Annotated in this window: 14 protein-coding genes; 2 read left to right on the top strand and 12 right to left on the bottom strand. The window is 45.5% G+C overall.

What is annotated here, in order from left to right; all coding sequences use genetic code 11:
- Positions 1-54: 54 nt before the first annotated feature.
- From ureG to ACR63N_RS03120, 7 genes are all read right to left on the bottom strand, one after another.
- Positions 55-693, bottom strand: a complete 639-nt coding sequence (gene ureG / locus ACR63N_RS03150) for an urease accessory protein UreG (RefSeq protein ID WP_367105255.1) — start codon at positions 691-693, stop codon at positions 55-57.
- 141 nt (positions 694-834) lie between these two features.
- Positions 835-1,578: an urease accessory protein UreF gene (locus ACR63N_RS03145; RefSeq protein WP_367106364.1), complete on the bottom strand. Its 744-nt coding sequence runs from the start codon at positions 1,576-1,578 to the stop codon at positions 835-837.
- Positions 1,553-2,137: an urease accessory protein UreE gene (locus tag ACR63N_RS03140; RefSeq protein ID WP_367105253.1), complete on the bottom strand. Its 585-nt coding sequence runs from the start codon at positions 2,135-2,137 to the stop codon at positions 1,553-1,555. Before ACR63N_RS03140 ends, ACR63N_RS03145 begins: the two co-directional genes overlap by 26 nt.
- Positions 2,138-2,149: 12 nt before the next feature.
- Positions 2,150-3,853, bottom strand: a complete 1,704-nt coding sequence (ureC, locus tag ACR63N_RS03135; protein WP_367105252.1) for an urease subunit alpha — start codon at positions 3,851-3,853, stop codon at positions 2,150-2,152.
- Positions 3,854-3,863: 10 nt separating this feature from the next.
- Positions 3,864-4,229, bottom strand: coding sequence for an urease subunit beta (locus ACR63N_RS03130; RefSeq protein WP_367105251.1), 366 nt, complete (start codon positions 4,227-4,229; stop codon positions 3,864-3,866).
- 11 nt (positions 4,230-4,240) lie between these two features.
- Positions 4,241-4,543 (bottom strand): urease subunit gamma, encoded by a 303-nt coding sequence (gene ureA / locus ACR63N_RS03125; RefSeq protein WP_367105250.1) that lies wholly within the window; start codon positions 4,541-4,543, stop codon positions 4,241-4,243.
- 104 nt (positions 4,544-4,647) lie between these two features.
- Positions 4,648-5,565 carry an urease accessory protein UreD gene (locus ACR63N_RS03120; protein WP_472782441.1) on the bottom strand — a complete coding sequence of 306 codons (918 nt, stop codon included), beginning with the start codon at positions 5,563-5,565 and terminating at the stop codon, positions 4,648-4,650.
- Positions 5,566-5,999: 434 nt separating this feature from the next.
- Between ACR63N_RS03120 and ACR63N_RS03115 the strand changes: the two genes are divergently transcribed.
- On the top strand, positions 6,000-7,823 hold the full coding sequence (locus tag ACR63N_RS03115; RefSeq protein ID WP_472782440.1) for an amidohydrolase: 1,824 nt from the start codon (positions 6,000-6,002) through the stop codon (positions 7,821-7,823).
- A 138-nt stretch (positions 7,824-7,961) separates the two neighbouring features.
- Here the strand turns inward: ACR63N_RS03115 and ACR63N_RS03110 are convergent, their stop codons facing one another.
- Positions 7,962-8,402 (bottom strand): CopD family protein, encoded by a 441-nt coding sequence (locus ACR63N_RS03110; RefSeq protein ID WP_367108846.1) that lies wholly within the window; start codon positions 8,400-8,402, stop codon positions 7,962-7,964.
- 52 nt (positions 8,403-8,454) lie between these two features.
- Here ACR63N_RS03110 and ACR63N_RS03105 point away from each other — a divergent pair, with 52 nt between their 5' ends.
- Positions 8,455-8,931 carry a hemerythrin domain-containing protein gene (locus tag ACR63N_RS03105; protein ID WP_367105246.1) on the top strand — a complete coding sequence of 159 codons (477 nt, stop codon included), beginning with the start codon at positions 8,455-8,457 and terminating at the stop codon, positions 8,929-8,931.
- A gap of 29 nt (positions 8,932-8,960) precedes the next feature.
- Here the strand turns inward: ACR63N_RS03105 and ACR63N_RS03100 are convergent, their stop codons facing one another.
- From ACR63N_RS03100 to narJ, 4 genes are all read right to left on the bottom strand, one after another.
- Complete coding sequence (locus ACR63N_RS03100; RefSeq protein ID WP_472782439.1) at positions 8,961-9,962, bottom strand: peptidylprolyl isomerase; 1,002 nt, start codon at positions 9,960-9,962, stop codon at positions 8,961-8,963.
- 53 nt (positions 9,963-10,015) lie between these two features.
- Positions 10,016-11,215 carry a globin domain-containing protein gene (locus tag ACR63N_RS03095; RefSeq protein WP_472782438.1) on the bottom strand — a complete coding sequence of 400 codons (1,200 nt, stop codon included), beginning with the start codon at positions 11,213-11,215 and terminating at the stop codon, positions 10,016-10,018.
- A 165-nt stretch (positions 11,216-11,380) separates the two neighbouring features.
- Positions 11,381-12,106, bottom strand: a complete 726-nt coding sequence (narI, locus tag ACR63N_RS03090) for a respiratory nitrate reductase subunit gamma (RefSeq protein WP_472782437.1) — start codon at positions 12,104-12,106, stop codon at positions 11,381-11,383.
- Positions 12,107-12,123: 17 nt separating this feature from the next.
- Complete coding sequence (narJ, locus tag ACR63N_RS03085) at positions 12,124-13,008, bottom strand: nitrate reductase molybdenum cofactor assembly chaperone (RefSeq protein ID WP_472782436.1); 885 nt, start codon at positions 13,006-13,008, stop codon at positions 12,124-12,126.
- Between the last annotated feature and the right edge of the window lies 1 nt (position 13,009).

The following is a 13,009-nucleotide window of genomic DNA, read 5'->3' as shown; positions in this document are numbered from 1 at the left end:
CATACAGCTTTTATCGCTCTAACGGTTTATTATTGATCCAAAAGCCTAGTAAAGTTAAGCATTGTCGGTAATCTTGCCGGGACGGCGCTCAGGCAACATGCCTTGTTCTAAAATAAAGCTGATAATCTCCTCTACCCCAACACCATCATACAAGTTGGTAAATATAAAAGGCCGCTCGCCGCGCATCTTTTTAGAATCGCGCTCCATCACGTCAAGTGAGGCATGCACGTATTCAGCGATATCGATTTTATTGATAATCAAGAGATCAGATTTGGTGATACCAGGGCCACCTTTACGCGGTATTTTATCCCCTGCGGCCACGTCGATCACGTATAAAGTCAAATCAGAGAGCTCAGGACTAAAAGTCGCCGCCAGATTATCGCCGCCCGACTCTACCAGTACCAGCTCTAGATCAGGATGGCGCTTTTGTAGCTCGTCAATGGCCGCTAAATTCATAGAAGCATCTTCACGAATAGCGGTATGCGGGCAACCACCGGTTTCTACGCCAAGGATACGATCAGCAGGCAGGGCGTCATGCTTAAGCAGGAAATCAGCATCCTCGCGGGTATAGATGTCATTGGTGACTACGGCGATATTGTAGTGGTCTTTTAGGGCGCTACATAATTGGCGTAATAAAGCAGTTTTGCCCGATCCTACTGGACCACCCACCCCAACGCGTAAACAGTGTTTCATAATGAATTATCCTTATATAAAGTCAAAATATAAAATCAAGGCTTAAAAAAACTAATACCTTACAAAAAATACTTTATTGCTGTTAATACTTCTAGCTTCTAATACCTCTAGCTTCTAAATACTTCTAGCTTCTAAATACTTCTAGCTTCGAAATAATCTTGAATATTGAGTTTCGTGTTGCGCGCTACCCAGCGCAAGGCTTGGTAATATCGGTCCTAACTGCGCATCATTAAGCTCAAGCGCCGTATCAACTGCCGTCACCAAGTGCGGACGTAATTGCTCGTTTAGACGCTGCGCTGCAGTATGTCCTAACGGCAACGCCTTACAAGCTACTGCCAGCTGGTTTTCAAGCCACGCCCAAGCAAAGCCAAGCAAAATTTGGCGCAGCGGAATTCGCCGTTGATGCGCAGTCCAAGCAAAAACAGTGACATAGCCTGGCTCGTCCGGTAAGCTGGCATCGCCCTGGTCAGGCTGGGGTTGTAGACCCAAGCTATCAAGCAGCCGTACTAGTGCCAGTCCCAAACGGATGTCTTCATCACTAAGCTCTGCGCTTTCACGATTGGCATGAATCCAATCATTCCAGTAAGCCACACCTTCACTGTCGCTATGCGCCCAGCAATTTTGCAGGCGCGCCAATACTGGTAATTCGCAGCGGGTCAAGCCATCATCAAGGACCCCTATAAGCCACTCGCCAAGCTCATGCTCATTGTTGACCCAGCCAAGCTCAAAGGCGCTCTCTAAACCTTGCGACCATGCAAAAGCTCCTATCGGCAGTGCTGGACTAATCAGCTGCATCAGTCCAAGTAATGCCAGATCATCAATGACATTTGACGACTGACTAGAGTACTCATTGTATCTATCAGTGAGCGTGGTGGTGTCCATCATTGTCGGAGTGTCCCTCAGTAAGGTTATTATGGCTATGTGAGTGGCTATCATGGCTGTGACCATGCGAATGGTGTTCATGGTTATGGTCGTGCGAATGCTCACGACCCGCCTGCGCATAAGCTCCAGATTCAGGATCAAACGGCGCTTCATGATGAATCAAGGTAGCGCCCAACAATTCGGCCAACTCTTCGAGCACATAATCTGGCGGGAAGCGTACCCAGTAGCGACCATCGTCATCGCTGCCTAAAGCCAAAGTGACATGACGATTACCTAAGTGATAGCATAGTCGCCCCAGCGGTAGACCATTTTCGATATAGGCGGTAGTTACAGGCTCATCAGCCGCGCAAACTTGAATAATCTCACCGCTACTGGCTTTTAGTAGGTCGCCATGGCGCATAACTGGACCGCGATCCAAAAACAAACCAACCGCATGCCCTTTATCCGTGGTCGCTTTCAGACGACCACGAATACGTAGCTCATAAGGTAGCGTTAGAGTATCGTGTATCTCGCCCTCCTTTACTTGATAATCGCTATCTATTCTTGTAGTCAGTTCAAGCATTTTACTATCCTTTTAAAACAAGTGATAAAGCTGGGCGAGTGGCAGCTCTGATGAGGGTTCACAAGTTAAAAGTACACCGTCTGCATGCACCTCATAAGTTTGTGGATCGACTTTTAAATCTGGACAAGCGTCATTGAGCTTCATATCGCTTTTACGCATTTGTCGCACGTTTTTGCAAGCGACCAGTCGGCTCTTTAGACCCAGCTTTTCTTCAAGTCCGGTGTCCATTGCCGCTTGACTAACAAAGGTTATACGAGTCGCTGCTGCCGCGCGTCCAAGTGCGCCAAACATGCGGCGGTAGTGCACCGGCTGCGGGGTAGAAATAGCCGCATTTGGGTCACCCATAGCGGCCCCTGCTATCATACCGCCTTTAAGGATGATGGAAGGTTTGACCCCAAAAAACTTAGGCTTCCATAGTACCAAATCAGCAAACTTGCCCACTTCAACGGAGCCAATCTCGTGCGCCAAACCGTGAGTGATAGCTGGATTAATGGTATATTTGGCGATATAGCGCTTCACCCGAAAATTATCTGCACCGCGCTCCTCATCTTCTGGTAACAGGCCACGTTGCAAGCGCATTTTGTGCGCCGTTTGCCAGGTACGGCATACCACTTCACCGATACGCCCCATAGCCTGTGAGTCAGACGACATCATTGAGATTACGCCCATATCTTGTAAGATATCCTCAGCGGCAATGGTTTCGCGGCGAATGCGCGAATCAGCGAAAGCTACATCTTCTGGGATACTAGGATCTAGGTTATGACACTCCATTAGCATATCGAGATGCTCATCTACCGTATTTACGGTATAAGGACGCGTGGGGTTGGTCGATGAGGGCAAAACATTGGGTAGGCTACAGGCAACAATGATATCGGGCGCATGTCCGCCGCCTGCTCCTTCAGAGTGATAGGTATGGATACAGCGACCTTTGAAAGCCGCTAGTGTATCTTCAACAAACCCTGACTCATTTAAGCTATCAGCATGAATAGCAATTTGGATATCATAGCGATCAGCCACATCGAGCGCATTACTAATTGCAGCTGGGGTTGCACCCCAATCTTCATGAATCTTTAGGCTCATAGCGCCCGCTTTTACTTGCTGCTCAAGCGCTTCGGGTGTACTGGCACTGCCTTTACCCAAAAAGCCAATATTGATCGGTAGATCATCGACTGCCTGCATCATTTTTCCCAAATGCCAAGGTCCTGGGGTTTGGGTGGTTGCAATAGAGCCAGTAGCGGGCCCTGTACCGCCGCCAATCATGGTGGTAAGTCCACTCATGAGCGCCTCATCGACTTGCTGCGGACAAATATAATGCACGTGAGTATCGATACCACCAGCCGTTAGAATTTGACCTTCACCAGCGATAATCTCAGTACCCGGACCGATGACGATATCGACATCCGGCTGGGTATCTGGGTTGCCTGCTTTGCCGATAGCAGCAATTCTGCCCTCTTTTAGCCCCACATCAGCTTTTACAATACCCCACCAATCGATAATAACGGCATTGGTAATCACCGTATCCATAACGGCATCATCACAGCGCTGGCTTTGTCCCATACCATCACGAATCACTTTGCCGCCACCAAACATCACCTCTTCACCGTAGTGAGTGTAGTCCTTTTCTATCTCGATCCATAGCTCCGTATCGCCTAAGCGCACCTTGTCGCCTGTGGTAGGACCGTACATATCTGCATAAGCTTGACGAGAAATTTTCATGATGATGCCCCTAATTCTGATTGTTGAAGTCTGATTGTTGATTCTGATCCTTATTCTGGGCGTCATCCGCGTCTAAAGGCCCCATTACTTCACCATGGAAACCATAAATACGGCGCAGTCCTGAAAAGGGAATCAGGGGCACATCACGATTTTGACCGGGCTCAAATCGTATCGCCGTCCCTGCTGCAATGGCTAGGCGATGACCGTATGCTTGTTTACGGTCGAACTCTAAAGCGCCGTTAGTCTCAGCAAAGTGATAATGAGAGCCGACTTGCACAGGTCGATCACCAGTATTTGAGACGTTTATAGTGATAGCCTCACGATCGGTACACAGCTCAATGTCATCATCCTTAAGATCATATTCACCTGGAATCATAGCGAGTCTCCTTAGACAATAGGGTTATGAACGGTCACCAGCTTGGTACCGTCAGGAAAAGTGGCTTCAACTTGTATGCTTTGAATCATCTCAGCTACGCCATCCATGACATCATCTCGCGTCAGAATCTCACGTCCAGCTCCCATCAAATCAGCCACGGTACGGCCTTCACGTGCGCCTTCCATAATCTCGCAACTGATCAGCGCAATTGATTCAGGATAATTTAGTTTTAGACCTTTTTCTTTACGGCGCTCAGCAAGCAAGCCTGCGGTAAACAATAACAATTTATCTTTATCTCTTGGGGTCAATTCCATCGCTAGCTCCTTGTTATTAGTATGGTGTTATTAGTATGATTTTATGAATTATTCTATTCAAAGCTGACGTCTTTATTAGCTTAGTAGTTAAGCGTTGTAATGGTTTAAGTCAACCAAATTCGCGGTATCACTGCCTTTTGACCAGTTAACCGAGGACGCAGCACCTCACGCGCTTGTTGCAGCAGCTCCCAAGCCTCATTACGCTCCATTCCTAGATAACGCAGCAGTAAAACGTTGCGGCGATAAGTCACTGCCCAATGAGGAGTGGCAGGGATATGCTCGCGTAGCGCGGTAATAGCCTCTGCTGGATCCTCTAACCCAACTGCCCATAAAGTAGCGTAGACTGTAGTGCCGCCCTGCCCCCATTTGCCAGTAAATCGTGGATGGTTTGGATCGACACTCTGACGCTCTATCCATAGCGGGCGACCACTACGGTTGATCTGAAAGCGCTGCTCAAGCTTGCCGCTTTCAAAAGGCAAGTTACTAGCAGGGCGACCAAGACCAAGAATCTCCCAGCCCAAACACTTGGCCTGATCTTCTAGATCGATAATAACGGTTTGCTCGCCGCGAGAACCATCAAAGGCTAGCGTTTCTTGAGGCAGCCATTCAAGCATAGCATTATCGGCGACTTTAAGATGAGTGTATTGACTCCACGCCACGCCGTTGCTATCGGCTTTATAGAGTTTATTAGCAGCAGGAGTGGTCAGTAGTGTATGAGCATTGGCCTCAACAGTGACATCAATATTGAGCGCATCGCCGCTCACAACGCCGCCAGGAGGATGCAGCAGATAAACGTGACAGCAGCCATCACGTCCTTCAGGATAAAAAGGTCTTTGAACTCGCAGTGGGCCGTAGTGACGGGACTTATTCATGTAGGTAATACTACTAGTGCCTGCGATACGTGTGCTAAACCCTAATGTTAAAGAAGCCGCCCAGTGTCGACGACTATCAAAAGAGTGTCCAGAATAGGCAACTTCTTTTTGTGCAGTTGATGTTCCCAGTGTGGGCACAATAATTGTCATCTAACCAATCCCTTTCTTATTAACCCAAACTAGATTTATAGTATGATGCAAACTGTCGAAGGGGTGTATGAGGTTTGTAAGTCATTCTCAATAACTAACGGCACTTTTTAGTTATTCTTATAAGCACTTATAAAATATGCTTCATAGCCAGATATCTTAGTTTGTTTCTATGTTTAATATTACTAAAGTTAGTCGCTAAGTAGCTTTACATTGCTAATAAGTTTCTATAATAATTTTATAATGTGAATATTGTATTTACTAGTATCCCCTTATGTTGAAAATATTATCTTCATTTAATTATTATGGACTGTCTAAACTTATAAATCAGAACCATTTCTAAAAAAATTCGTTTAGATAATTTTAATAAAACAATGAACAAGTTAAGATAATATGTTAAATTATAATTCTAAATTATCAACGGATGAGGCTCAGTCATGAAAAACTTTCTTTTGCTTGCCGGTGCGACAAGTATCTTGACAGCTTGCGCAGTACAAAATCCGCCAGCCAGTGTCAGTACGCCTACGACACTCGCCGCCGATATGATCGTGACCAATGCCAAGGTTGCGGTCATGGATGATGATCGTACCGTCGCTGAAGCTATTGCTATCAAAGATGGCAAGGTATTACGTACGGGTTCGGCTGAAGATGTTTTACGTCTACGTAATGGTGATACTAAGGTTATTGATGCCAATGGTCGTACCCTAATTCCAGGGCTTAATGACTCGCATCTACATATCACACGCGGCGGACGTTTCTATAATAGTGAGCTACGCTGGGACGGGGTCAAATCACTAAAAGAAGCGCTGCGTATGCTCAAAGAGCAAGCGGATAGAACTCCTGAGGGCGAGTGGGTGCGCGTCATAGGTGGTTGGTCGCCGTATCAGTTTGAAGAAAAACGTATGCCCACCATCGAAGAGATCAATGAGGCGACCGGAGATACGCCTGCCTTTGTATTGTATCTATATAGCCGCGGCTGGCTCAACCAGGCAGGTCTTGATGCTTTAGGTATCGATGAAAATACGCAGCCGCCAAACGATGACAGCCGCTATGAGCGTGACGCTAATGGCAAACCAACAGGCGTGCTACTGGCAGAACCAAACGCGATGATCTTGTACCAAGTTATCGGTAAGCTGCCGGCATTATCTGAGCAAGAAAAGATCAACTCCACCAAACACTTCTACCGTGAGCTTAACCGCTTTGGTCTCACCAGCGCCATTGACGCAGGCGGCGGCGGTCATACTTATCCAGAGGATTATGAAGCGTCCAAAGCGCTTGCTAAAGACGGCGATTTATCCATGCGCATCTCTTATTATTTGTTTCCGCAAGAAGCGGGCAAAGAGCAGCAAGCGTTTGCCACATGGATGGCGAACAACAAGATATTTCATAACGACGATGAGAGCTTGACGCACGGTTATGAGCTAGAAGGCGGCGGCGAATACATGACGTGGGCGGCAGGCGACTTTGAGAACTTCTTAGCGCCTAAACCGTTCATTAGCAATAACGAAGGCTGGCGCGAGCAGACCAAAGAAGTCATCCAAATGCATGTCGATGAAGGCTGGCCCTTTAGACAGCACTCCACTTATGGCGAAAATACCAAGCTGATCGTCGATTTAGTCGATGAGATTGACCGCGAAAACAACGGTAAAATCCGCAACGAGATGCGCTGGGCGATTGATCACGCCGAAACCGTAGATGATGCTACTTTGCGTGAGATCAAACGTCTCAATGGCGGCGTCGCTATACAGGATCGTATGGCTTATGCTGGTGAATACTTCGTGGACAGATATGGTAAAGAGGCTGCTAGCACCGCACCGCCCTTTAAAAAGATTTATGATATGGGTATCCCGCTAGGCGCAGGTACTGACGGTACGCGAGTGGCCTCTTACAATCCTTGGGTATCGCTATATTGGCTTACCACAGGCAAAACGGTAGGCGGTACGCAGCTCTACGGCGCTGATAATACGCTAGATCGAGATGACGCGCTAGAAGTCTATACTAGTGGCAGTGCATGGTTCTCACAAGAAGAGGACGTTAAAGGAACGCTTGAGCCGGGCATGTATGCTGACTTTGTGCTGCTATCCGATGATTACTTTACGGTGCCTGAAGAGAAAATCAAAGAGATCGAATCGGTATTGACCGTGGTCGATGGTAATCCAGTGTATGGTACGGGCAAATACAGCACGCTTGCCCCTAAGCTTGCCCCAGTTATTCCAAGCTGGTCACCGGTCAAATACTATGGCGGTTATCATAACGACTAATCATGTCTTAACTTTATAATACTTAGTTTTATAATTTAGTCTCATAATAAAGTAAATCGGTCTGTGCGCAGGCCGATTTTTTTGTTTATAGATTTTAGTTTATAAGTTATAGAAGCTATTTTTCCGAAAAATACGTCTTTAACCAAACCCAGTACGAAACAGCGTACCAACGATGACAAAAGCGACTGAAAACGAAGTAACTAAAGTAATATTTACCGAAAAGGCTTTGAGCGTATCAGCGGACAGCTTAGGGATCATGTAGAATCGGGCGTGCAAAGCGACCAAAAAGGTCAATAACAATAATAAAAGCTTAAGACTAATAAGCACACTCAAATCATTATCAAGAGTAAACCAGCTGCCTATATTAGGTAGTAGTTGATACGCCATCCAAAGGCCGGTGATGATCTGAACCCCTAAAGCGGGCATACCTATCTTTTCAAACGGCTCTTCAAACTGCAATAACACCTCAACATTACGCGATGCTAGGGCTTTGGGCAGTATGACCAATGCCAAAATCAGATGACCGCCTGTCCAAATAGTGGCACCCAATAAGTGCGCGATTAGTATATAGTTAAGCATAGCCCTCCAAAACTTCTATAATTTTCATTTACTTTGACTGGAGTATTCAACGATGAAACGCGCCAATCAACTACAGCCCTTATCGCGCCAGCATCATTTGGGTTTAAATCTATCTCGTCATGCAAAAGAATGTGTTGATGAGCCGCAAGAAATTATCAAACACTGGCACAATCTGACCTCTTATATCGATGATATGCAAAACCATTTTCATATTGAAGACCATCTGATCGGAGCCTCGCTACAACCTTATCAAGACCAACCTGAGGTAGCAGCAGCACTCAACACCCTTGATGAGCAGCATAAATCGTTGCATAAAATCATAACAGAAGCTGAAATTTCTGAGCCGTCTGAAAATAAAAGTGTGACCGCCATACAGGTTAGAGAATTAGGTACTCTACTCTACGATCACATTCGCTTTGAGGAGCGCGAGCTATTTCCTATAGCTGAGAAGTATCTGACAGAAGATGAGCTGGACGCTGTTTATGAAGCCAGCTCAGAGCACGTTAAACGCCCGGATGAGGGGCGTTAGACTACTCATAAAAATATGTGAAGATGCACCTAACCACGATAAATGTTTTCTTGATCAAGGGTCATCTCAATACCTTCTATATCGGCCTCATTCGCTAAGGTAAACAGGTAGTCACAAAGGGACTGATGAAAGGCTTTTTGGCTCAGCTTATTGTGTATCGCTGGGCTAACTTGCTCATAAGTCATCTGAATGCCGGGCTGCTTATCTAACACCTCAACGATATGAAATCCGTAGCGGCTCTCAATGGGACTTGGCGCAAGACCTTGATCTAACTTAAATAAAGTGCTCTCAAATTCAGGAACAGTTTGGCCTTTATTGATAGTGCCTAACTCGCCGCCCTGCTCCCTTGATGGGCAAGCTGAATACTGACGAGCTAACTCAATAAACTCAGCGTCAGAGTTTTTATCACTTTTTATCTGCTCAATAAGCTCATAAGCGGTTTTTTTAAGTTTTAAACGCTCGTCACCATCTTCTGGCAGACAAGCCAATAAAATATGACGGACAGACATAATGGGATCGGTCTTGTAATCACTGATATTCTGCTGATAATAACGCTCACAGGTCTCCATATCAGGGGTGGCCGCTTGTACGTTTTTATCAATCAAAGCGGATATGGCTTGTTCCTCATCTTTCTCCCAAGCGGACTCACCGAGGCTAGGATCATTCAATACTGCCAGTTTCAATAATTCACGCACCACCAGCGCTTGCGTCGCCAGAAATAGCGCGTCCTCTTTGTTCTGTGCTGGATGGTATTGTAGCTCTTGAGCGATAGCGGTTCGATCAATCATCACGCCATTAACGGTGACCGAAGGCAGCTCATCACGGCTTGAAGCAATCAGGTTGCTGTGGTTATTGCGCTCATCCGCCATTGCCCTTTCAATAAACTCCTTATCTGAATGCGGTTTTTTGAGATCCGCGCTTGTTGGCATGATACAGATAATATCTTCATCGCGGCCAGCGCCCATAGCAGCAGTAGCGGCGCGAGTATCCGTATCAATGGGTGTGGTTGGAATATAAGTATTGACCGTCATAGTTAGGCTCCGCTACTGGTGATTAATATTTAACAAGATGATTCAAACTAAGTTTAAGAGGCTTGCAAGCTCATTTTTGGACCAAATGGTTCGTAATGAACATTGTCAGTGCCATGTTTAAGCATTACCAAGCCATCAATCATGCTCTCCATAAACGGCATGGAGCCGCAAACATAAATATCGGCAGGCTTAGGTAAGGTTGCAAGATAAGTGTCGTCTAGTATTTGGTTGTCTTCAAAATAAAAAATACGCTTTTGCACCTGCTCAGCTGACTCTAAAAGCTTATCAACTTGGTCTTTAAAAGCATGATGCTTCTCATTTTGGCAAGCATAAACCCAGATAATAGGTCTTTTTGGATTGCTCGTTACCTGCTCCTCTAACATTGCTAAGATAGGTGTTACCCCGACGCCTGCACTGATAAGCACCAGCGGAACATCGTTTTGTTTGACTAAGTCTTTGTTTAAAGCAAAGTCGCCAGCAGGAGCCGATAATAAAATAGTATCGCCAACTTCAACCTCATCATGCAAATGGTTGGACACTAGACCATAATGCCCGTCACGATTATCACGTCTTACCGCAAACTGAATACCTTTATCGGTATCGGTTGAATTTAAAGAATAATGACGCAGGGCTAAATGATCGCTATCTTCAGGATCGGTTTTGACGGTGATATATTGACCAGCAGTAAGGTTAAGCTGGCTCAAATCGATAGTCTGCTTATCTTCCGACTTATCATTAACCGGAGCGACGGTGAAGGCTGCGATATCTTGCGCGGCAGCCTTTTTTTCTACCACTTTAAAAGGTATAAAACCATCCCACATCGCCTGCTCATACATATCATCCTCTAACTGGATAAAGACGTCAGCGATCTCATCATACGCTTGGGTCCAAGCCTGTATAATGTCATCGTTCGCCGCCTCTCCCAGCACCTCTTTTATCGCGCCAAGTAAGTGCTTGCCAACGATAGGATAATGCTCAGGGAGGATTTGCAAAGCGCGGTGCTTATGGCTAATTTGCGTCACTTCTGGCAATAAAATCGCCAAGTTTTCGAGATGTTTTGCTGCCGCCAAAACCGTAGTTGCAAGGGCAGTTTGTTGACGTCCAAGTTTTTGATTGGTCTCGTTAAAGATATCTAACAGCTCAGGGTGCTCAGCGAACATGTTTTGATAAAACACGGTGGTGATTGCAGTGCCATGCTCTTCAAGTACAGGTACCGTTGCTTTGACAATTTCGATAGTTTTTGGTGAAGCCATTATGTTTTCCTTAGTGATAGTAATTGAGTATTGGTTAAATTTTATCATAAGATTCATTTAAAATGAATCTTATGATATCGCTCTTATAAAACCAATGTTGTATCACTATTGTGACTGTTTCTATTACTGCTATTTCTATTGACTGCATTCTTACTACTGTTACCTCTACTGCGACTGCTTTTGTCTAACAATCTGATAACGGCGACCTAAATACCAAACGGGTGCACTGACAATATGAATGAGTCTCGTAAATGGGAAAATCATAATGAGGGTAATGCCTAGCGCCATATGCAGCTGATAAATCAGATCGGCTTGTTCAATACGAGCAGCAGCTTGAATAGGTCTTAACACGGTAATATCTTGCGCCCAGCCGGCATAGTTGAGCATCGTCAGTCCATCTAAATGCTGAGCTGAGGTAAAGATAGTTATCAAGCCCAAATTAAGCTGAACGAACAGTAATACGAGTACTAGCTTGTCTGAGAAGTTTGAAGTGTTGGAAATACGATCATCGGTAAAGCGTCGCCACAAGAGCATAGCCAACCCAATCCAGCAGAACACCCCAGCAATACCGCCAACGACTACGGCTGCAATCTGTTTGTTACCAGCACTGATAAATCGATCATAAAGAACATGCGGGGTTAATAGCCCAAACAGATGACCAAGAAGCACTATAATGATGCCTACATGAAACAGGTTACTTGCCCAGCGCATGTTTTTGGTTCTGAGCATCTGTGAAGATCCAGACTTCCATGAATACTGCGATAAGTCAAAACGCACCCAAGTACCGACGATTGCGATGGCCAAAGCAATATAAGGATAAACGCCAAAAAGGAATATCTGTAGCCAATTTAGGCTGGCTAAAGCCTCTAAGTTAGGACCTGCAATATCCATGTCTTATCTCCTTAACGTTAATTGACCGATGATTTGTGTTTCGGGCTTTGTTTAAAATCTACCCAGTGCACAGGGGCATCAACCATGGGCGCGGCAGGCTTTCTAACGCCAGCTTTGATGCCTGCCTTAGTCGTTAATTTTTGGGCGGCAAGGTTTTGAGTACTCGTCTGTGAAGGGCAACGCTCTTCTTGCTTGGCATCCATAAAGTCAACGACTTCCTCTTCCCACTCTTTATCTATCGCTTCAAAAGTATCATCACGCTTCTCTTTACTGATCTTTTCTTGGTACTCTTCGATCACATCAAGCGGCTTGCCTGCAATCTGCAACAGCGCGTTAAAGCAGCCTTGATAGATACTGCCCCGATCTATAAGTCTGGCAGCAAGTAGGGCGATAATATGACTGACATCAGCAATATCCATGCGGATCTGAATATCATCATTAATTACTGTAGCTTTATAGGCCAAAAACTCTAAATACATAGGCAAGAAATCAGGCAGCTCTTTAATACCAATCTCAAAGCCTGCTTCTTCATACTGATTCATCAAATCGACCATAGCTTGACCGCGATCACGTGACTCTCCATGCACATGCTCAAATAGCCACAGCGATAAAGAACGACCACGCTCAAAAAGTCCGTCGTAGCGAGCCTGCGCCTCAAGAGATCCGGTATCAATTAAATCTTCAATCAGATCAATAATTTGCTTACGCACCTGTGGGCTAATTAATTCAGATGTCGCTACAATCTCGGCACAGTCTGCTAGTGTGTCCCCAGTAAACAGCTCGTTAGTGGGATAATCAATAAGTAAGCTAAGTACCTTTAGTATTTTTAGCTCCGAGTCTGCAATACTAGGCATCATCATTGGCGCATCAACTATATTGGAATTAAACTGAGACTTATTCATG

The sequence above is a fragment of the Psychrobacter sp. M4 genome (assembly GCF_055699795.1).
This window is presented reverse-complemented; position numbering and strand designations above follow the sequence as displayed.